Consider the following 21,708-nt stretch of genomic DNA (forward strand, 5'->3'; position numbering starts at 1 on the left):
GACTGCCTCCTATCCGATAGCGAGAGTATTGAGTTGCAGGATCGGCAACATAACCGACAGAACGATCAGGCCAACCAGCCCGCCGAGCACAACAATGATCAGCGGCTCCAGCAGGGACAGGAGCGTGGACGATCCCGTTTCGAATTCATTGTCCAGATAGTCTGCCGCGCGGGTCATCATGCCGGGAATGTCGCGCCCGGCCTCTCCGCTGGAGACCATGTGCACCATCATGGGCGGGAAGACACCGGTGGCCTTCAGCGCGCCGGCAAAGGAGCCGCCTTCGCGCACACGTTCGCCAATCTGTTCTGCCGCCTCACTGAAGACGAGATTGCCCGAGGCACCCTTGGCCCCGCTCAAAGCCTCAAGAATGGTCGCGCCAGAGCCGGAGAGCGTCGCGAAGACACGCGCGAACCGGCCCGCGCAGACGGTCCGGTTTAGCGGGCCCACAATAGGCAGGTTCAGGCTGTAGCGATCAATTGCGCGGCGCACCGCGGGAACCCTGAAGGCGCGGACCACGGCGAAGACCAGGGTCGCGAGCGCCAGAGCGATCAGGATACCATGTGATTGCAGGGCTTCGGAGAGATTGACCACGATACGGGTGATCAGTGGCAGATCCGTGTCGAACAGGTCGAATTGCTCGACCAGGCGCGGCACGACAAACAACATCATGGCGATGATCATGCCGACAGCCATGATGCCCAAAACCGCCGGATAGATCAGCGCTGCCTGAACCTTTTGGCGCAATTGGTGACTACGCTCCAGATATGTCGCGAGGCGCTCCATGACGTCGCCAAGCCGTCCCGACAGTTCGCCGGCAGAGACGACCGAGCGCACGAGCGGTGGAAACGCCTTTGGCGCGACTGACATCGCGTCTGCGAGACGCGCGCCTTCGGTGACCTCGGTCTTGATGGCGTGCAGGACACGCTGGGCCTGCGGGGTTGTCGCATCCTCTGCGGCGGCGCCAAGCGCCTGTTCGACCGGAAGGCCCGATTGCAGGAGTACGGACAATTGCCGCACCAGAAGGACACGCTGCTTTTCGCCGATCCGGCCGCCGATGCGGCTTGCCTTGGCCGATTGCTCGCTGACGGGAATGACATCGAGCGCCATGAGATCCCGCAGGCGCAATTCGCGGCGCGCAGAACGCGGGCTTTCGGCGGAAATAATCCCTTTCTGGCGCCTGCCATGATCATCGACGGCGACATACTCAAATGCCGGCATCACCCACCTCCCTTGCGGCTGACGCGGAGCACTTCAGCGGGGCTGGTTTCCTGCGAGACGACATAGCGCCGCGCATTGTCGATCAGGCGGTCATGTCCGGAAAACGCGGCTTCGTCGATCCGGTGCTCGCTGGCCTCGGACCCGAGCAGGTCGCGGATATTGCTGTCCACGACCAGAAGCTCATAGATACCGATCCGGCCATCAAAGCCGGTATTGCCACACGAGAAGCAGCCATTCGGCTCGCCCACCATGACGGTGTCACCTGCGCCAAAGCCGAGAGCGTCGAGTTCCACCGCGGTGGCCGGACGCTCCGTCTTGCAATTCGGGCAGAGGCGGCGGACGAGGCGCTGTGCCATCACCGCGCGCAGCGTGGACGCGAGCAGGTAGGCTTCGACGCCCATGTCACGCAGGCGGGTGATTGCCCCGGCAGCGCTGTTCGTGTGGAGTGTGGACAGAGCGAGACGGCCCGTGGAGGCGAATTCAAACGCGACTTCCGCCGTTTCGGAATCCCGGATCTCGCCGACCATAACAACATTTGGATCCTGGCGAAGAATGGAGCGGAGCGTCGCCGCAAAGGTAAGGCCGACCTTGTGGTCCATCTGGGTCTGGCTGATGCCCGGCAGACCATACTCAACAGGGTCTTCCAGGGTCATGATGTTGTCGCGACCGTTGTTCAGGCGCGAGAGCGACGCATAGAGCGTCGTCGTCTTGCCGGAGCCGACCGGCCCGGTGACAAGGATCACGCCATTTGGCTGGGCCAGCGCATCGGAGAAACGCTCCAGCGTGTCAGCATCCATGCCAAGTTCCGGCAGGCCGACCAGCGCGTTCTTTGTGTCGAGCAGACGCAGCACAACCCGCTCCCCATACCGGGTGGGGAGTGTGGCCACACGCACATCAATAGACCGTCCGCCTACTGACAGAGAAATCCGGCCGTCCTGCGGGAGACGCTTTTCGGCTATGTCGAGCCGCGCCATGACCTTGATCCGAGACAAGATGGGCGCGGCCAGTTTGCGCGGCGGAGTCAGAACTTCGACGAGGTCGCCATCGATCCTGTAGCGGATCGAGAGATGGTTTTCGAACGGGTCGATATGGATGTCGGACGCGCGGCGCTTGATGGCTTCGTGGATCAGGCCGTTGATCAGGCGGATCACCGGCGCGTCATCCTGCCCGTCGAGCAAGTCTGCAGCTTTCGGGATATCGTCGATCAGGCTCTCCAGACCGCCCCGGCTCTCCACGGCGGCATCGACGTCATCATCCGCCATCGGTCCAGACGCAAAGGCCTCGGCCAGCAACCGGTCATAGGAGTCCTTGTCCAGAGATTCCAGAGCAAACACGCTGCCGAGCGCGCGTCGTGCCTCCACCAGCGCCAGCGGATCTGCGCCCTGACGGACAGCCACGGTCAGCTGCTCCCGTCCGGGCAGGACGACCAGTCCCTTCTCCTTGGCAAAGGCGTATGTGAATTGCGTCGGGGCGAAATCGGTCGGCGTCATTGCGGCGGCGGGCTTCCCAGCACTTCTGTGATGAAATTGTCGATAGAGGACGTGTCGCTCCCCTCTCCGTCCCAGAGTTCTTCGGCGCGGATATAGTTGTAGGAGCGTGATGTAACGGCTTTTGCTCCGGCACGGTCGCGAACAATCGTCGGGCGGATGAAGACCATCAGATTCGTCCGACCAAGCGACTTGCCTTCCGTCCGGAACAGGCGACCTGCAACAGGAATATCCCCAAGCAACGGCACCTTCTCATTGGAAAAGGCTTCGGTCTGCTCAATAAGGCCGCCAAGGACAATGATCTCACCATCGTCGGCGATCACGCTGGTATTGATCTCTCTCGTATTGAGCACGATATCTGTCACACCTGCCGTAATAGCGCCGGCCACATTGGATACGGTTTGCGTTATTTGCATACGGATCGTTCCATCATTCGACACTCGAGGCGTAACGGTCAGCCCAACCCCCACATCCTTGCGATCCACGGTCGTGAAAGCGTTTGTGTTATCGTCCCCCAGCACCTGACCGGTTGTGATTGGCACATTCTGCCCGACAAGCAGCGACGATGTTCCGTTGTCCAGAGTCATGTTGAATGGCTTAGAGAGAATGCGGGAATTTGTGTCCGCTTCCACAGCCGTCAGTACAGCGCCGAACAATGTATCACCATCCTGCCCGCCGACCCCAACCGTGATCCCGGTCAATCCCAGTAGCGAGTTGAGCGCCGCCGTTGTCAGCGAGTCGCTGACTGCGCTGTCCTCGTCCCCTGAAAATGGCGTGTCACTGCTGATCGCTCCCGCAAGCGTGAGCAGGTTTGGCGCCGATGCCGAGAAATTTGTCGTGGCGAACGGGACTGAACTGCTGCCGGTGCCTGACAACAGGAATTGAAGACCGAGTTGCCGCGCCGTGTCGTCAGCCATTTCGACAATGATGGCCTCCACCAGAACCTGGGCGCGGCGGCGGTCAAGATCGCCAATGACGCGCTCGAGGCTAAGCAGGGTTTCCGGCGCCGCGCTGATGACCAGCGAGTTGGTGGAATCATGGTGGGCGATTGTGGTCGCCTCACTCGCATCCGCGAGTCCGCGGCGCTTGTCGATGGCAAAGGCCACCTGCTGCAGGATCGGCACCACATCGGCCGCATCCGCATTATTCAGCGGGACGACCCGGATCGTGTCCTGAAGCCGGTCGCGGCCATCCAGGTCCGCCGTCACGAGCTTGGCGCGCTCAACGGCGGCCGGATCACCGCGCAGGATCAGCGCATTGCCCGCCTCGGACGCTATGGCCCTGAAATTGGATTTGTAGGCGTCCTCGCCGGCACTGGTGTTCAGAGAGGTCAGGATGTTCGCGACTTCCGTGGCGGAGGTGTTGGCCAGCTGGATGGTTTCCGTCACCGAAGGGTCGGCATCAATCTTGTCGACCATGCTGCGCAAGCGGGGAATGTTGGACGCATAATCCACAACGACCAAAGTGTTCGACTGGGCATTGGCAATCACCTGTCCCTGCTCGTCAATCACCGGCTTGAGCATCTTCGCTGCTTCGAGGGCGTTCAGATGCTGGAGGCTGAAGATTTCGGTCGTGAAGGCGTTCGATCCGTATGCCCCCATGCCCGCCTCACCCACAGCACTTTGTTCCGGGACAATGCGATATGTGGCCTTACCGGCCGGGATCGCCGTAAATCCGTGCACGCGCAAGGAGGACAGGAACACATCGAACACTTGCTGGCGCGTCAGCGGAGTGGTGGAGGAGACCGTGATCCGCTTGGTGCGCGCTTCCGGATGCACGACAAACGTGTAGCCCGTCACCGTCGACACGTCCGCGATAAGGGCGGACAGCTCGACATCCTCGAAATTCAGGATGTGCCGCGCCGTATCCGCCGGCGTCTCATTGGCCAGGGCAAAGGCCGACGGAGATGCTGCGAGAACTGCCGTTGCGGACAAGAGGGTTTTCAAATTCATGTCTATCGGGCCTCCTCGGGCGCGAGGGTATGGTCAATTGTCTTTCCGTCCCGGTCGATCTTCAGACGAACGGGATTAGGATCGGAGAATTTCCGGGCAAGCTCTGCCGGAGGAACGTCATTGATGTCTGCGCCATCCAGGCCCACGACCACATCGCCGGGCTGAAGACCCGCGCGGGTCATCACGTCAGCGTCACCCCGGGAGCCGATACGGTAGCCGACAAATTCCTGACCGTGATGGACCGGATCTATCGTGATGCTGGACATCAGGTCGGCGCGGGCGATCCGAGCGCTGGTGGAGCCCGTGGCAGAATTATTGCTCTCGGGGTCAGGCTGGCCCGGCGTGGTCAGGACCGATAGCAGGCCGGCGCCGCCTTCCATCGTCAGGGCCTCCGTCTGGCCGCCCTTCCGGAGCGTGACGCGGTCCCCATAAATCCGGTGAAGGGTGACCCCCTCAAGGATGGCTTCGCCGGGCGAATAGGCTGCAGTCCGGTTGTCTGGTGTGGTGATGAGGGCGATGCCGCCGGCCTCTTCCGACGATGCGCGGACACCCCGCAGCTTGAGGTTCAGACTTGTTTCCGGCGCGTCCGGGATATCCGCCACGAGGGCGGAGGCCGCGCCGAACGGATTTTCGTGGAGGAGCCGGGACGTATCCACGGATATGTTGGTTGCGATACCTTGCGGGGGCTGCACGACGGAGCGAACCGGGATGTCCGGAGAGACTGCCCCGCCCGGTTCTACCGCCAGCCAAATGAGCTTTGCCGTCGCCAAGCCAATGCCCACGACCAAGGCGACCTCAATCACGCGCAAGGCAGGCCCGACGCTACGCCGAGCGAAAATTGCAAGAGATTCAAGCCGTTCCGTCAATATCAAGCCCCTCGAAAGAGGGTTTCCCCTAAGCTAACAGGTCCGCGACGACAATGGCCGCGGACCTGTAATTGATGATATGCAATATCAGAGCCGAAGCTAGAACATACGTTTCAGGCCAATACTGAAAATGGTACCCTGCTCGTACGTATCGACATCCACGCGGTCACCCCCGCGCTCCTGAAAAGCTTCATAGTCTTCCTGAAGGATGTTTTCGATGTTGAGGGAGAATTCATACTGGCCGCTGCCAGACTGGAAGCGCTTGTTCCAGACAAAGTCCACCGTCATTGGCGGCTGCTCCAGAATTGCGGGCAGGTTGCCGTTCTCACCCGACCGGATACGCTCGCTGACATAATTGAACAGCAGGTTGTATTCGGACTGCGCCTCTTCATTGAGAAGGCCCAGCTGGACGTTGAAGAGGTGTTCGGACTGGCCCTGCATCCGGCGCCCGTCTTCGAGACGCCCGGCAGCCGTCGTGGTGCCGCGCACCGGGTTCAGATTCGTACCGATATTGAAGGCCACTTCACCATCTGCTCCGATCTCGGAATCTGACCAGGTGTAGTTGGTTTTCACCTGAACTTCGCGATCATCAAAGAAGCCCAAGCCGGTCCACTGGTCGAATGGCAGGAGCTGTTCGTATTCGACTTCAAATCCGTACAGCTTGGCAGAGGGTACGTTGATAAACGTCGTCTGAATTGTCTCTGTACCGGCCAGGATCTCCTCGATCGGGTTTTCCAGATCCTTGTAGAACAGGCCGAGCGTCACGAACTGGTCACGGGCGAAATAGTATTCGCCGCGCAGGTCATAGTTCTTGATCGACGCGTTCACGAGATACGGGTTACCGAAGAAGGTGGCGTCGGTTTCCGTATTGACGAACACAGCCGGGGCCAGTTCGCGGAACTGGGGACGCGTCAGCGTTTCGGAATATCCCCCACGAACCTGCAAATCCTCGATCGGGTTCCAGGTGATGGTCAGAGCCGGCAACCAGTCAGACTGATCGATGACCCCTTCCACCGTGTTGCCGGTGAGATCGCCACTGATGTTCTGCGTATCAATGGCCTCGATCGCGTCTTCAAAACGCACGCCCAGCGCAGCCCGGATATAGGGCGTGATCTGAGCATCGATCCCGGCATAAGCGGCATCAATTTCCAGCGTTGCAACATAGAATTGCGGGAATTGCTCACCAGCTACTTCCGTAATCGAGCCAACACCCGACCGGAAGATATAGTCATAGATGTAATCGAGACGCTGAGTGCGGTCCGTACCGCCGACACCGTTGATATCGTAGAGCAGCGAGGTGGCTGCGCGATCATTCTCAACATAGCTGTAGCCAAATTTCAGGTCAGCCTCACAAAGGAACGTACACTCCCCGTCCCGCGTCATCGGCAATGTGCCGTCGATCCCGAAATCCGTGGTATCATCCTCAACCTTGCTGAACTGCATACGGTTCGCAGCAGGGCTGGTAGAGAGGATCGGCACGCCGGCATCATTGATGTTGTAGATGTTCGACAATTGGTATGGGGCATCCCGAAGCGCTTCGGAATATGACGCGCGCCATTCCACCTTCATATCCATGACTTGAGGCAGGAAATGCTCGCCCTGGACCTGCGTGGACCAGAGCTGTTGCTCGACCCATTCCAAAGCATCGAGGCGCTGGTTGACGTCTTCATTGTTCTCGCCGGTAATGATCCGCGCTTCCTTTTCAGAGGAGCGGGTCACAAGCCCGGTGAACTTGATCTCATGGTCGGAGAATGCCTCGAAACCAATTGTCGCCAAGGCGTTCGTATCAATCGTATTCTGTGTGCTCAAACGATCCTGCTGGAAAGCTGACCGGAGACCGTCACCCTCAAGGTCGCCATACCCCCGCGTTCCCCGCTTCGTCTGCCAGGAATTGCCATATCCGACAGCGGCGATCACGCCCATCGAGATATCAGACGTGAGGTCGAAATTGTTGCCTCCCGACATATCGATGCTGAAGTTCGGAGCAACCTCCCCTTCCTGCATGACCAGGAGGGATGAATTGTCAGTCAACTGACGGCCGAACTCAGTTGTGAGACCATCTGCCAGGGAAGGCAGGTCGCGAGCACCATCATCGAAGCCCAAAATGTCGGTATCTGTCCCGTCATACATCAGGCCATTGCGAAGCGTCGTCGACGTATCGCGGGCAAGTTTTGCGCCGACAGTGAAGAAGGCTTCATCCGGCACGGTCTTGGTGCGCAAATCGACAAGACCGCCCCCAAATTCGCCCGGAAGGTTTGGTGAATAGGTCTTCTGGACCAGAACGCTCTTCAGAGCGGATGTCGGAAACAGGTTCAGTGGCACGACCCGGCGCAATGGCGCAGGGCTTGGCAGCGGTGATCCGTTGAGAAGCGCGGTCGAGTAGCGCTCATTGAGACCACGGACGTAAATGAACTCGTCTTCAGCCGTGGCGATACCGGCAACACGCGCGAGGGCAGCGGCAGCATCGCCGTCTCCCTGCAGCGAGAAATCGCCTTCATCAATGAGAGCGGCGACTTCGGAAGTGGAGCGTTTTTCATCCGGAATGAACAAGCCACGCACGACGACAGTTTCCTGACGGGCTTCCTCCTCCTGCTCGACAGCAGGAGCGGAGTCGGATGGCGAGGAGTCTTCTTGAGCGAATGCCGGTGACAGCCAGGCAAGGCAGGCTCCGGTCAACAGCAAGGAACGGGCAGACAGGAGGCGTTTCATTTGAGGTTTCCTGTAATGGGCTGACGGGACTCAGCCCCGCCGAAATGTCTCTGGTCTGAACGACGGAATGGGGCAGCAGAGTCTGCCGCCCCATCCAATCTGTTCAAGGCCGGCTTAGTTGGTCGATGTCAGGTTACCTTCCTGATCGATCGTCCAGCCGAGAAACCACATGTCATCAGCATCTTCTACAGCGCCGATATATGTTGTGGCTTCGAGGTTGCCGATGCCGGTCACGTCATAGACGGGAACAGCGTTCTCATTGGCGCCCGGGACAAGACCAGGACGGCCCGACCGGAAGGCAAAGCCGGACATGGTCACCGTCTGACCGGTCACAACATTGTCAGCTGTGACGAAGGTCACGTCGTCCGTGTCACCGCTCTCGATGTCTTCACCATTGTCGGAGAGGAAGAGCGAGCGGATCAGCAGGTCGTCATTTGTAACGTTGGTCTGCGTCTGTGGATCATCGACATCCAGACCGGCATCTGGCCAGCCAAGGATGATGGCGTTCACAAGCGTACCCTGCGTACCGCGACGCAGCACGGCGCCCGTGTCTGCAGCAGCGTCGCCACTGGCAATGATCGTGATGTTGGACAGATCCGGGCTGGAGACCGGCGTCTTGTCGTTCTCACCATTACGGTTGTCACCCTCGATGCCGCGTGGGTCACCCGAAAGGCCGCCCGTTGCACTTGTCGCACCGGCGTAGACGATGCCGTACTGCAGCGAACCGGTCCAACCATCTGTCCAATCGATGCTGTCGTCACCGCAACCCGTTGCGACCAGGTGTTTGGCGTTTACCGCACCACCGAACCATTCGAAGCAGTCGTCGAGGTTGTTGTAGACTTGGACATAATCAACTTCGGTGCCCGAACCGACACCCTGGAAGGCAATGCCGTTCAGTTCGTCCGTATTGGTCAGGCGTGTACCAGCATACTGAACGCGGGTGTAGAAGATCTGACCGGAGTCATCGTCGGCAGTTGCACCACCGAACAGGCCGGAGGAACCTTCGCCTGACTTTTCACAATCAACCGTGCCGCCCGTCGCAGTGGTCTCGTTACAGGCATTGATCGGAGCGCGACCGTTGATGACGATCCCACCCCAAACACCCTTGGTGTCCTGGTCGAGGGCCGCGATTGTGCCATCCACAACCGTCTTGGCGGTGAAGACGACCGGCTGAGCTTCGGTGCCGTTCGACAGGAGGCGAGACCCCCGAGCGATGACGAGGTAGTCGTCATTGCCTTCACCGACGACCGTCACACCCGCATCAATCGTAAGCGATGCGGCAGCAGAGCCTGCGAGCGGTGCAGCCGGATCGGGACCACGGTCAACCCCGACAAAGACCGGACCGACCAGTTCATAGATCAACTCGTCTCCATTGGAGAGACGCAGGTCTGACGTGATGGAGCTGGAGCCATCAATCTGGCACAGCTTCTTGCCGTCCAGTTCGCCATTTTCAGTCGTGCCGGTTGGGCATTCGGCTTCTTCTTCGTCGAACAGCGTGCCAGCGAGGGCAAAGTTAGCCCAGCTGTTTGCACTGGTTTCGGTTGGTCCGAATGCACCGATATAGGTGGTGGTATCGAAGAAGGCGTCAGCTGCCAGAACCGTGGACACAGGAACGTTCAGCTCCTGCTGGCCAGGGAAGAAATTCTCCACCAGCGAGTTGTTGCCCGTCCGGATGTTCGCAGAAGCCGCGAAGGTCGGAACACCGTCGGAGTCCGTAGCGAAATTCTCAGCCGTGTCGAGGAGCAGGGATTCGATCACCAGATCGCCATCCGAGAAGCCGGTAAAGGTCTGAGGGTTATCGACGTCGATGCCGGTTGCGTAGCCGGTCACAATGCCGTTCACGATGTTGCCCTGTGTACCACGGCGCAGCAGGATGCCCTGCTGATTGCCATCTGTGCCGACGAGCGTGAAGTTGGAAACACTCGGGCTGGAGAATGGCGTCTTGTCATTCTCGCCGTCACGGTTGTCAGCTTCGATGCCGCGCGGATCGTCAGAGCTAGGAACTGTCGAGCGGACAGCTGCGAACTGCAGCTTGCCCTGCCAACCATCGGTCCAGTCCAGCGAGTCATCGCCAGCGCCGGTGATGACAACGTGCTTCGCGTTCACAGTACCGCCAAACCATTCGATACCGTCATCGAGATTGTTGTGGACCTGAACATAGTCAACGTCCGTGCCGGACCCAACGCCCTGGAAGGCGATGCCGTTCAACTCGTCCGTATTGGTCAGGCGGGCGCCTGCATACTCGACGATTACATAGTTCAGGTTACCGGAATCATCGTCAGCGGTTGCGCCGCCGAACAGACCGGATGACCCCTCGCCGCTTTTCTCACAGTCAGCGGTGCCGCCGGTTGCAGTGGTTTCGCCGCACGCATTGATCGGTGCGAAACCGTTGATGACCAGGCCGCCCCATTGAGCATTGGTGCCAGCTTCGATCAGGTTGGAGCCGGTCTCTTCATCATTCATGGCTGCGCGCGCCGTGAAGCGGATCGGAGCAGCCTCAGTGCCCGTTGCCGCAATCGTCGAACCGCGCGTCACAACGATATAGTCATCGGTGGCTGTCGCGGTGCCGCCTGCGGACGCGCCGAAGAAGCGAACGCCCTCATTGATCGTCAGCGTGACGGGCGTTCCAGCGTTATCCTTGTTGTCTTCACCGATGAAGACGGGGCCCTGAATGGCGATCGTGGTGTTGGCTGGAATTTCAAGGTCGGCCGTGATCGTCGTGCCGCCTGTAGCGTCGGATCCAAGCACACACACGTCGACGTCGGAGAAGCCATCGGCAGCCACAGCAGCAAATGTGGCTTCAGCCGTGCCCGTAGGACAGCCGGCTGTCGGGACCAGATCGATAGTCGCTGCGGCCGGCGGCGGTGGCGGAGGCGGTGGCGGCGGTGGGCTCACCGGCGTTTCGGATGCTCCTGGTGAGGAAATCGTCGTGTCCGAACACGCAGCGAGTGTCAGCACGGCAACACTCGCCATGGTCGCGAGCTTCAAGGTCTTCCCGAGTTTCATTCTTTACCCCTTTGTGGCCCCAATGAAGGATGCCGGTCTCAGCAATAATTCGTTGGATCGGGCCAATAGTGATTCCATGGCCACCTGCATCCGAAGCGGCTTATCGCAGTGACCCGCGACGGTTTCCGCACAGTTCCGCAAAGTTTTTATGACGGCTGCACTAACCTTCATGAACCCGCAGTCCACGGCCTGTGAGCGCGCCGCCAGAAACGTCAGGCACGCGAAAAAGGCTCGATAATCAACTGTGATCGCGGCACTCCTGAGAAGGAGACCGACGCGGCCGTGTTAACGCTGCATCGCCCGGAACATTAAGGGATCAGGCGTCAGGATCGCCGGCAAGGACGACCGATACGGGAATCTGGAACAGATCGCCTTCCCGCGAGAAAAACAGCGTTTTCCCATCCGCGGAAAGGCCGGGCCCATAGTCTATACCTGCAGAATTCAGAGGCTCTCCGGGATTTCTCGGCGCGTCCCAAGTGCCATCTTCCTGTCGGCTCGAAATCCAGATGTCGACAATGCCGATCTTGGGGGCGCGATGCGAGTAGAAGAACAGCGTCCGTCCATCTGCCGTAAGCGCCAGATGATCATTCGTGCGGAAATCATTGACCTCTTCCAGGTCACGCTGCTTGATCCAGTTGCCCTCATCATCCCGGCGGGCGTCGGCCAGATTATAGCTGCCGCTCTTGTTCGAGGTGTACACCATCAGACCGTCTGCCGAGACAACCGCCATGGTTTCATTCGCGCCCGTATTCACGTCGCCCGACAGGGGTTCAGGCTGCCCCCATTCGCCATCCACCAGTTCCACTTGCCAGATGTTCAAATCTTTCCGGCCAGGCCATTGAGGCATTTCGGCATCTGACGCGAACAGGAGCGTGCCGTCCACGGGGTTGAAGCTGGGACCGACCAGAATACTTTTTGACGGAAATTCAAGGCGTACAGGTTCGCCCCAGGCCTTGCCGTCGCGGCGCACCTCGTACAGCCAGGTCTCGTCGCCATTCTCCTTGGCAAAGACGCGAACCTGTCCGTCCGGACTTTCGGTCATGGAGTAGGCGCGGGTGAATTGTGTGGCTGGCTCAGCGTCCGGAAAAACGGGCCGTGGCGCGTCGTCGGCACCATTGGAACATCCAGCCAGAACGAAAGCAGCAGCCGAAGCTGCGAGGGAGGTCATCAGTTTCATGGGATCTCAAGTCAGCAAATCTACAGGAACGTCAAGCGCATCAGCCAATCGCTTGGCTGTTTTGAGGCCATAGGACATGCCGCGCTCTATGGCCGAAATATGGTTCGGGCGAATGCCGCACACATCACTCAGATCCTTTTGGGTCATCAGGCGGTACTGGCGGACAACCCGTACCGGGTTCTCGCCTTCCCGAATTTTCTCGGTGATTTCGTCAGGAACATTGAGGGTGGCTTCGTTTTCAACCGAATGCAGCTGCTGCGTGAGGCCTGCGATTGATTCTTCGAGCTCCAAAACCTTCTTCTCGAGATCCAATACCTTGATTTCCAAGGAGTAAACCAATTCAAAATCACTGGTCACAGCATTGCCCCTTTGCAGCTGTCGCAGCGATATGCGGATTTCTGTACGGTTTAATGTCGGCAGTGATAAAGTTCTGTGACAGCGACAGCGGGGACGGCTGTCTGCCCACTTTCGCTTAACCGAATCACGCGCCTTCTGGGATCGGCCGAAGCAGGGAGCTTGAGATGTCGATCAAATGGATTCGCCGCCGGGCACATATGCGCCGTCTGCCCTCCGGACAGATGGTGGAGGTCGCGTCCTCCTGGATGCCGATCGAGCGAAGCGACAGCGGCGGGCCGGAAAAATCCTGCCATTCCGCCTGCCCCGTCTGCGATGCGCCGATCCTCAGCCAGCGCATGCCCAATGGCGGCTGGGTCCATTATGAGCGGCACAGGAATTTCAGCCGCATCAAACATCCCTGTTTCTATCGCGGTGACGATATGGCTCCAGCGCGCGACGTGGAAACAGGTGATCTCTTCGCCTGATCACGATCGAAGCAGTTTTGTTTCAACATTCGGCGGCCAGACGCACTGACATGCCCTGTCATTATCATCGAGAGGGATGATCTGCCGCTCGGCTGATGGTACGAACCTGTATTCAAATTGCAGTCCGCCCGGCGCAGACTGCCAGAACAGGGCTTTTCGCAATGACCGACTTCGAGGCGCTGAAATCCATGGAGCAACGCCTGCTTTGGCTGTCCTCCTGGATCGTGCACAATGCCAACCATCTCCGCGAAAAAGAGGAAGGCGACGTGAAAGTCGGCGGCCACCAGGCCTCTTGCGCCTCGATGGTGTCGATCATGGCGGCCCTCTATTTCCATACACTGCGTCCGGAAGACCGGGTTGCGGTGAAGCCGCATGCCTCGCCGGTCTTCCATGCCATGCAATACATGATGGGGAACCAGACGCGCGAAAAGCTCGAGAATTTTCGCGGCTATGGCGGCGCGCAATCCTATCCGAGCCGCACCAAGGATGTGGACGATGTCGACTTCTCCACAGGCTCTGTTGGCCTTGGCGTCGCGATCACGGCCTTCGCTTCGCTGATGCAGGATTATCTCGAAGCCAAACCGTGGGCGAGTGATCGTCAGCTTGGCCGCATGATCGCCCTCGTGGGGGATGCCGAGCTGGACGAAGGCAATGTCTATGAATGCCTTCAGGAAGGCTGGAAGCATGATTTGCGCAATACCTGGTGGATCATAGACTATAACCGACAGAGCCTTGACGGTGTCGTGCACGAGGGACTGTGGGAGAAAATCGATGCCATCTTCAAGGCCTTTGGATGGCGCACAGTCGTTCTGCGCCATGGCGTCTTGCAACGCGCGGCATTCGAGGAACCGGGCGGCAAGGCCCTGAAGGAATGGATCCAGACCTGTCCGAATGCTGACTATTCGGCTCTCACCTATCAAGGCGGTGCAGCATGGCGCAAACGCCTGATGGATGACATCGGCGATCAGGGCGACGTCACGACCTTGCTCGAAAAACGCAGCGATGACGAGCTTTCCGCCCTGATGAACAATCTCGGCGGTCAGTGCGTCCAGACGCTGACCGAAGCGTTTGACGGGGTCACAGACGACCAGCCCACCGTCTTCCTCGCCTATACGATCAAGGGCTGCGGCACGCCGCTGGCGGGGCACAAGGACAATCATGCCGGCCTGATGAACCCGTCCCAAATGACGGATTTCCAGAAGCGCATGGGCGTGCCGCAGGGCGAGGAATGGAACGTGCTCGCCGGGATCGACAATCCTGATGGCCTGACGGCGCTGATGAATGACGCCGCCTTCTTCGCGAAAGGCCGCAGGCGGTTCGACGCTCCTATCGTGAAAAGCTCCGGCCCGGTCTTCCTTGACGATCGCAACCAATCCACACAGGCCGGCTTCGGAAAGATCCTCGATGCCATCGCCAAGACCGACAGCGAACTGGCTGACCGTATCCTGACCACGTCCCCGGATGTGACCGCGTCAACCAATCTCGGGCCATGGGTCAATCGGCGCAGCCTGTTCGCACGCGAAGCCAAGGGCGACACGTTCCGGGAACAGCGCATTCCCTCAACGCAAAAATGGCAATTCTCTCCCGAGGGCCAGCATATCGAGCTTGGCATCGCCGAGATGAACCTCTTCCTGATGCTCGGCGCGGCCGGCTTGTCACACAGCCTGTTTGGCGAGCGCATCATTCCCATTGGCACGGTCTATGATCCGTTTGTGGCGCGCGGCCTCGATGCGATGAATTATGCCTGTTATCAGGACTCCCGGTTCATCATTGTCGGCACGCCCTCTGGAGTGACGCTGGCCCCGGAAGGCGGCGCCCACCAATCTATCGGTGCGCAACTGATCGGCATGAGTCAGGACGGGCTTGTTTCTTTTGAACCAGCCTTCCTCGATGAACTCTCGATCATCATGGATTGGTCCTTCGACTATCTCCAACGCAGCGGTGAGGGTGACCCGGATGAGCGCACTTGGCTACGTGATGAAACCGGTGGCTCAGTTTATCTGCGCCTGACCACACGCTCCATTGACCAGCTCGGCCTAAAAGCGCGCGATGATGCGGATTTCAGGCGCGGCGTGGTCGATGGCGGTTACTGGCTTCGGGAACCGGGCCCGAATTGTGAGGTCGTGATCGCCTATCAGGGCTGCGTCGCGCCCGAAGTCATCGAAGCAGCCGGACGCATCGGCAATGACCGGCGCGATATCGGCGTGCTGGCCATTACCTCTGCCGATCGCCTGAACTCCGGATGGACCGCTGCGCGCCGCGCCAGAGCGCGCGGGCAGGATAACGCCGTCAGCCAGATCGAACGCTTGATGGGCTCAGTCTCGCGCGACGCGACGCTGATTACCGTTACGGACGGCCACCCGGCAACACTTGCCTGGATCGGTTCAGTCATGGGCCACCGGACCGCGCCGCTTGGCGTCGAACATTTCGGCCAGACCGGCACGATCAATGATCTCTACAGGCACTTCATGATCGACGCCGACGCCATCGTCGCCGCCGCCAACCACCTGTCGGCTGGCCGCAAGATTCGTCTCGCCAAACATGTCTAGCTTTGTCCCTGCGTGAGGACTTGTGAGCAACGCCCTTCCCATGCTGTGGTCGACTTCGTGCCAACATATGGAGACGACATGTCGATCTGGAAAAATGGTCTACCCGATCTTGAAACCCTGAGTTCAAACCAGTCAGGGACGATGGTTGACCATCTGGGTATCACCGTCACGGGCATAACCGACAATTCGCTGACGGCCCGCATGCCCGTCGACGCACGCACGCTCCAACCACACGGTCGGCTGCATGGGGGAGCATCTGTGGCTCTGGCCGAAACCGTTGGATCCATCGCAGCTAACCTGACTCTGGATTCCAACGAGCAGATCGGTGTCGGCCTCGAGATCAATGCCAATCATGTGAGGCCTGTGAAAGAAGGGTATGTGTACGGAACCGCCACGCCGGAAGCGCTCGGCCGGACAACGCAGATATGGTCCATCCGCATCACTGATGAGACTGACCGCCTGGTTTGTATCTCCCGTTTCACGGTCGCGGTGATCCCAGCGAGACAGGCTTGAAACTCCGGGCCCAATAGAAAAAGCCCCCGATATCCGTGAGGACATCGAGGGCCAGTTTGGGTGCGGGAGGGCGCACCCAACAAAAGAGTAAGCTAGTAATTCCTTTTATTTCAGAGGGTTAGAGGTTTCCCTGCGAGCAACGATCATTCAAAGTTCCGGCAGGCGCCGGCTGATGCGTGCCAGAATATCGTCAAAGAGTGCAGGCTCCCTGTAGTAAAGCGCTCGTGACTTCGCATAAGCGTCCGCGTACGCCTTTCGCGTTTCTGCGTCGCTCAACAGAAAGGCTTCGTTCCTGGTGAGGTCCGGTTCATCTGCCTTGCGGAACCTTTTGGCCTTGTGGTCCTTGTACGCGTCTGTTCCGATGAACTCTTTCACTGAGGCGTCAGCGAGCAGGCAGTACACGTCATAATAGTGGCGCATGAAATTGACAGGCATGTCGCCGTCCGCCTGCTGCTTTCGGAATTTCGTTGAGATGGTCTGGAGCTTTTCGACAAAAGTATAGCCCGGCTCATAGCAAGGCACATCGACCGCGCGGGTGTCGGTCAGGTCTGCAATCCCACTCTCGACTGCAAGTTCGTAAGCCCAGGACGAAATCGTACATGGCCGGTTCGGCGCCACCTGGTCGAACCCGACTTCGAGCAGGATGCCTGCCTTCAGCCCTTCTGGCAGTGGATTCACCGACTCATACTTCAATCGAATGCCTGCGCCGCGATAGTGGCGTGTGTCGTCGAACTCTTCGTCGCGGACCACTTCGATAATGCCAGGAATTTTGATGGCTTCGGCCAGACCGTTGAAGAATTCGAGACGCGCATTTACCTGCGCAGGCTTGTTGTGGTTTGGGCCATACTGGAGGTCGGTCTCTGGGTGGATCAGGATGTCGATGTCTTCCGAAAAACGGTCGATGAGGCCGTATCCCTTTGACAGCGAAGTTCCGCCTTTCAGCTCAAACTTATAGTCAAGCTGCTGCAGTCCCCAGAGGCAGTGCATCAACCAGTAGTCTTTTTCGATGAGGCCCGGATCGATAGTGTTGTTTCGCGCAGCAACAGCGATGAGGTCGGCAAAATCAGGCAGTGCGTGCAGGAGGGTCACGCGGCGGTTGCCTGATCAGGGTTCAATACAGGCTTGAGGAGCCTTGCAGCCCGCGCCGATCCGAAATCCTTCACCGCACGTGACAGTCGCGCGCGGTCCATACGTCGCGCACGCCTAAGTGCCTTGGGAAGCACTGCTGCCTTTTCCTCGGGAAGCCGATCGAGGTTGTGCAACAGATCCACCAGGAGGAATTCTTCGCTGAGGTTTGAAGGAACAGAGGTCCGCATGCGGAAGTCATAGCGTCGGCCATCCAGCTCGAAATGGCCGTGCCGTTTGCGATTATAAACTACCGGCTCATTGTAGAGCTGCGTCGTTCCCAATTCGAGGCTGTTATAGGCGTTTGGCGAAACCATAAGAAACCGGTCATCCCCCAGGAATGACTCAACCAGCTTCTCCGGCTTGGCGGGTGCCTGCCCGAACCGAGTTTTCTTCGGAGCCATATAGAGCCCTGCCCCAACCTTTTCGAGGCGTCCTTCGTCAAGCAGCTGTCCAACATGTCGATCGACAGCGTTTGACCAGGTCGCAAGCTCCTTGCGCCGGTACACCTGTCCGGGGCGCAATTTCCTTTTTAGTTTTGCAAGCGCGGTCATGTTCTGTCTCCATCACCCACAATATAGGGGTCATGCTCCATATTATGCAACATTTCTTATTAAAAAGTCATGCACAACAAAGACAATAAATACTCTCGACACAGGTGCAAGATATTGATTTTACGATGTTTTATAGAATGAGGAAGCAGGTCTCTTAATCACCGGAATGGCACAATCCGTACTAAACAAAAGGGTCTGGGGTCCAATTTATTTATGAATTGAAGCTCGTACGCAGCGAAACCAGGTTGCCCTTTCGCCAAGAGCCGACAATGGATTCCGAACCGCGAGTGACGCGCCCAGTAATCGTGCTTGAAATTAAATTAATTCAACGCACTATGGCACTCAAAACTTCGCTTGTTGTGCAGATTGTTTGCAATTTGTAGTGCAAACTGTGGTGCAGCCCTTTCGTGTTGTCAAAGTTCGACGCTGCCTATCAACGACATTCACATCGCTAACATGATTTGCTGGCCGTTCAAATTCGCGCTGGAGCGTAGCCATGCAACTTTTCGCTCGGGACTGACCCGCGGGTCTGGGTTGATCCTGCTCCGTTACGACAAACCTTGAGTGCTCAGAGGTTCTTTCTTGATTTAAACCCCTATGGGGTATAAGTGGTAGTCATGAACTTTGTTGTCGCAACTCTCGTGACGGTATTTTTCAGCCTGTCGCAGGTGCTCTGCGCGTGTCCCGTCGATATGTCGGCGACGAATAGCATGGCAACCGAGTTCACCGCTCATTCTCACCAGGCGCCCGCCGATGGGCCTGAGGCGCCCTGCGATGATGAGACTGATCACTGCAAGCTTCAGACAGCAACGGTCGCCCAAGCCGACAAGACGGCGAACCCGGTCCAGCACGTATTAGGCGATACGACGCCCATCGGGCTTGCTACACCCTCATGGCAACACGCATGGAAGCGCGTCGTCAATGTCCGCACGCCCTGGCCTGAGGTCCGAAGTTACCTGCTGCAACAAACGCCAGTCACATTGAAGGTGCGTTCCCTGAGCTGATTTCGTGCGTCGCTGCATTAGCAGCCCGATTGCATAAATTCACCTCATGGAGACGATTATGTTGAACAGACGACGTATGTTGCAGACGGTGCTCGGCACCGGCGCAACCTTGGGGGCAAGCAGCCTCCTGCCCGCTTGGGCAAAATCTTCCAGCAACGGAAACCTTGGTGTGCCCTCACTTTCGGGCACGCGCTTCGACCTCGAAATCGGGCAGTTCCCGGTCAGGCTCAACGGCAAAGTCGGTATGGCAACCGGAATCAATGGCACACTTCCCGGTCCGCTCTTGCGGTTGCGCGAGGGCGATGACGTTACAATGAACGTCACCAACCGGCTTGCCGAAGACACTTCGATCCATTGGCACGGACTGCTTGTCCCCTTCCATATGGACGGCGTGCCGGGCGTCAGCTTCCCGGGCATCAAACCGGGCGAAACGTTCAAATATCAGTTCAAGGTGCCGCAAAATGGCACTTACTGGTATCACTCCCATTCTGGTCTGCAGGAACAACTCGGCCATTACGGTCCGATCGTCATAGATCCGGCAGGTACAGACCCAGTGGCTTATGACCGGGAATATGTGCTCGTCCTCAGCGACTGGAGTTTCACGCATCCGCACCGGATCTTCGACAAGCTCAAGAAGAATGCCGAGAGCCTGAATTTCAACCGCCCGACCCTGTCGAACCCAACCGGACTTGGCGGCATGTGGGGGCAGATGCGAATGAGCCCGCGCGATCTCGCAGACGTGACCGGCGAAACCTACACCTACCTGATCAATGGCCATTCGACGGCCGATAATTTCAATATGGTCTTCCAGCCGGGCGAGCGGGTTCGCCTGCGCATTATCAACGCCTCCGCCATGACCCTCTTCAATGTCCGCCTCCCGGGCTTGCCGATGACGGTGGTCCAGGCCGACGGTCTGAATGTCCAGCCGGTTGAGACCGACGAGTTCCAGATGGGCGTGGCCGAGACGTATGATGTCATCATCGCGCCGACCGAAGCGCGCGCCTACGCCTTTGTTGCCGAATCGATCGACCGCTCCGGCCAGGCCGTCGCCACGCTCGGCCCGCGTGCCGGTATGCGGGTCGATGCGCCTGCGCTTCGAGCTGTGCCGATGCTGACCATGCGGGACATGGGAATGGCCCATGGAGACATGGCGGGCATGTCAGGCATGGGGAGAATGGATCATGGTCCGGACACCGCGACGGCCGGGGACGACATGAAAGGCCACGACATGGGTGCCATGTCGATGATGCCCGATCCTCATGGTCCGGCGGTCCAGCCCGTCAAGATTGAAGCAGATATAGAGCGCGGCCCCGGTGTCGCAAAAGTATCAGGCATGACGATGAGCCGCTTGGGCGAACCCGGTCTCGGGCTTGATGATGTCCCCCACCGCACGCTCACCTACAACCAGCTTCGCGCGCTCGACATGAATGAGGACCATCGCCCGCCTGGCCGCGAAATTGTCATTCATCTGACGTCGAACATGGAACGCTACATGTGGTCGTTCGACGGTGTAAAATTCTCCGAGGTAACCGAGTCAATCAAGTTCTACGAGGGTGAACGTGTTCGCCTGACGCTCGTAAACGATACAATGATGCCACACCCGATCCATTTGCACGGCATGTTTTTCGATCTCGTGAATGGCGGTGGTCATCACATGCCGCGCAAGCACACAGTAACGGTCAAGCCTGCAGACAGGGTCAGCGTCGACATCACCGCAGAACATGTCGGTGACTGGGCGTTCCACTGCCATCTGCTTTACCACATGCACGCTGGCATGATGCAGGTCGTCAGCGTCATTCCGCCAGCAGACGATACGACACCAGCTGAAAAAATGCCGGCAGGTCAGATGAATATGCCCATGGACCATCACGGCATGAACCATGGGGAGGGAAAATCATGATGAAACCGAATTTGGCAGCCCCTCTCCTCCTCGGCTTCGCGCTCTACGCGACCGGCAGCGCGTTCGCGGAAGACACAAATCAAACCCCGCCCTGGGATCAGGCCGACGCCATCTACGGCGAGGATGCAATGGCGGACGCTCGCCGGGACGTTCTTGCGGAAGGCGGAGACCAGAAGAGCTTCTACATCCTCTTCAACCAGCTCGAGGCTCAGATGTCTGACGAGGGCGACAGTTTGTACTGGAACGGACAGGCTTGGTATGGGGGCGATATCAACAAGCTCTGGTTCAAGAGCGAGGGCCGCGCCTCTCTGAATGGAGAGGGCGTGGATGATGCCGAGATCCAGGCGCTCTATTCCCGCGCGGTTGCGCCTTTCTGGAATGTTCAGGCGGGCGTTCGCTACGACATCGAACCGGATAGTCTCGCGCATGGGGTCGTCGCACTGAATGGTCTGGCGCCCTACTGGTTCGAAGTCGACGCTTCCGCCTTTCTCAGTGAAAAAGGCGATGTAACGGCCCGCATCGAGGCTGAATATGAGTTGCTCCTGACCCAGCGGTTGATCTTGCAGCCTCGGATCGAAGCAAATCTTTCCGCGCAGGACATACCGGAAAGGGAAACGGGCGCGGGACTTAGCACACTCGATGCCGGCTTGCGGCTTCGTTATGAAATCAGGAGGGAGTTTGCGCCTTATGTCGGCGTCGAATGGCAAAGCGCCTTCGGTGAGACACGCGACATGATCAAAGCCGCAGGCGGTGAAGGCGACGATATCGTCTTTCTCGTGGGCCTGCGGACCTGGTATTAGGAGAACTGTCCGTCGTCAGGTAATTTG

16 protein-coding genes are annotated in these 21,708 nt (G+C 58.6%); 6 read left to right on the top strand and 10 right to left on the bottom strand.

Translation table 11 applies throughout. From position 1 onward, the window contains the following. Window positions 1–9: 9 nt before the first annotated feature. The 8 genes from B3527_RS05100 to B3527_RS05135 form a co-directional block, all read right to left on the bottom strand. On the bottom strand, window positions 10–1,218 hold the full coding sequence (locus B3527_RS05100; RefSeq protein WP_290478742.1) for a type II secretion system F family protein: 1,209 nt from the start codon (window positions 1,216–1,218) through the stop codon (window positions 10–12). Continuing rightward, the gene (locus B3527_RS05105; protein WP_206990827.1) at window positions 1,218–2,708 is read right to left on the bottom strand and encodes a GspE/PulE family protein; all 1,491 of its coding nucleotides are present in this window, start codon (window positions 2,706–2,708) and stop codon (window positions 1,218–1,220) included. The genes B3527_RS05100 and B3527_RS05105 overlap by 1 nt, the downstream gene beginning before the upstream one ends. Further along, complete coding sequence (gspD, locus tag B3527_RS05110) at window positions 2,705–4,657, bottom strand: type II secretion system secretin GspD (protein ID WP_206990828.1); 1,953 nt, start codon at window positions 4,655–4,657, stop codon at window positions 2,705–2,707. Before gspD ends, B3527_RS05105 begins: the two co-directional genes overlap by 4 nt. 2 nt (window positions 4,658–4,659) lie before the next feature. Next, window positions 4,660–5,523, bottom strand: coding sequence for a type II secretion system protein N (locus tag B3527_RS05115; protein ID WP_290478743.1), 864 nt, complete (start codon window positions 5,521–5,523; stop codon window positions 4,660–4,662). Between the two features lie 99 nt (window positions 5,524–5,622). Beyond that, complete coding sequence (locus B3527_RS05120) at window positions 5,623–8,232, bottom strand: TonB-dependent receptor domain-containing protein (RefSeq protein WP_290478744.1); 2,610 nt, start codon at window positions 8,230–8,232, stop codon at window positions 5,623–5,625. A 114-nt stretch (window positions 8,233–8,346) separates the two neighbouring features. Then, a complete protein-coding gene (locus B3527_RS05125) occupies window positions 8,347–11,238 on the bottom strand; it encodes a hypothetical protein (RefSeq protein WP_290478745.1) in 2,892 nt (963 codons plus the stop codon). A gap of 316 nt (window positions 11,239–11,554) precedes the next feature. Then, window positions 11,555–12,415 (bottom strand): hypothetical protein, encoded by an 861-nt coding sequence (locus tag B3527_RS05130; protein WP_290478746.1) that lies wholly within the window; start codon window positions 12,413–12,415, stop codon window positions 11,555–11,557. 6 nt (window positions 12,416–12,421) lie between these two features. Beyond that, entirely contained in the window at window positions 12,422–12,772 is a 351-nt protein-coding gene (locus B3527_RS05135) for a helix-turn-helix transcriptional regulator (RefSeq protein ID WP_051607513.1), read from the bottom strand. 164 nt (window positions 12,773–12,936) lie between these two features. Between B3527_RS05135 and B3527_RS05140 the strand changes: the two genes are divergently transcribed. The 3 genes from B3527_RS05140 (at window position 12,937) to B3527_RS05150 (ending at window position 16,298) form a co-directional block, all read left to right on the top strand. Further along, complete coding sequence (locus tag B3527_RS05140; protein WP_034811487.1) at window positions 12,937–13,236, top strand: hypothetical protein; 300 nt, start codon at window positions 12,937–12,939, stop codon at window positions 13,234–13,236. Between the two features lie 161 nt (window positions 13,237–13,397). Beyond that, on the top strand, window positions 13,398–15,785 hold the full coding sequence (locus B3527_RS05145; RefSeq protein WP_290478747.1) for a transketolase: 2,388 nt from the start codon (window positions 13,398–13,400) through the stop codon (window positions 15,783–15,785). Window positions 15,786–15,863: 78 nt separating this feature from the next. Beyond that, window positions 15,864–16,298 carry a hotdog fold thioesterase gene (locus tag B3527_RS05150; RefSeq protein ID WP_290478748.1) on the top strand — a complete coding sequence of 145 codons (435 nt, stop codon included), beginning with the start codon at window positions 15,864–15,866 and terminating at the stop codon, window positions 16,296–16,298. A gap of 147 nt (window positions 16,299–16,445) precedes the next feature. On the opposite strand, the gene B3527_RS05155 is transcribed toward B3527_RS05150, so the two are convergent. Continuing rightward, window positions 16,446–17,387 (bottom strand): nucleotidyl transferase AbiEii/AbiGii toxin family protein, encoded by a 942-nt coding sequence (locus tag B3527_RS05155; RefSeq protein WP_290478749.1) that lies wholly within the window; start codon window positions 17,385–17,387, stop codon window positions 16,446–16,448. After that, window positions 17,384–17,977, bottom strand: a complete 594-nt coding sequence (locus B3527_RS05160) for a hypothetical protein (protein ID WP_084394437.1) — start codon at window positions 17,975–17,977, stop codon at window positions 17,384–17,386. Before B3527_RS05160 ends, B3527_RS05155 begins: the two co-directional genes overlap by 4 nt. A gap of 617 nt (window positions 17,978–18,594) precedes the next feature. On the opposite strand from B3527_RS05160, the gene B3527_RS05165 reads away from it, so the two are divergent. From B3527_RS05165 to B3527_RS05175, 3 genes are read left to right on the top strand one after another with little or no spacing between them, the layout of a single operon-like run. Beyond that, on the top strand, window positions 18,595–18,981 hold the full coding sequence (locus tag B3527_RS05165) for a hypothetical protein (RefSeq protein ID WP_034813575.1): 387 nt from the start codon (window positions 18,595–18,597) through the stop codon (window positions 18,979–18,981). Between the two features lie 58 nt (window positions 18,982–19,039). After that, window positions 19,040–20,881, top strand: a complete 1,842-nt coding sequence (locus B3527_RS05170) for a copper resistance system multicopper oxidase (protein ID WP_034827486.1) — start codon at window positions 19,040–19,042, stop codon at window positions 20,879–20,881. Beyond that, window positions 20,878–21,681: a copper resistance protein B gene (locus B3527_RS05175; protein WP_034813580.1), complete on the top strand. Its 804-nt coding sequence runs from the start codon at window positions 20,878–20,880 to the stop codon at window positions 21,679–21,681. The genes B3527_RS05170 and B3527_RS05175 overlap by 4 nt, the downstream gene beginning before the upstream one ends. The last annotated feature ends 27 nt before the right edge of the window (window positions 21,682–21,708 follow it).

Origin of the sequence: Hyphomonas sp. UBA4505, from assembly GCF_002388685.1 — a bacterium.
In the GTDB taxonomy this organism is placed as follows: domain Bacteria; phylum Pseudomonadota; class Alphaproteobacteria; order Caulobacterales; family Hyphomonadaceae; genus Hyphomonas.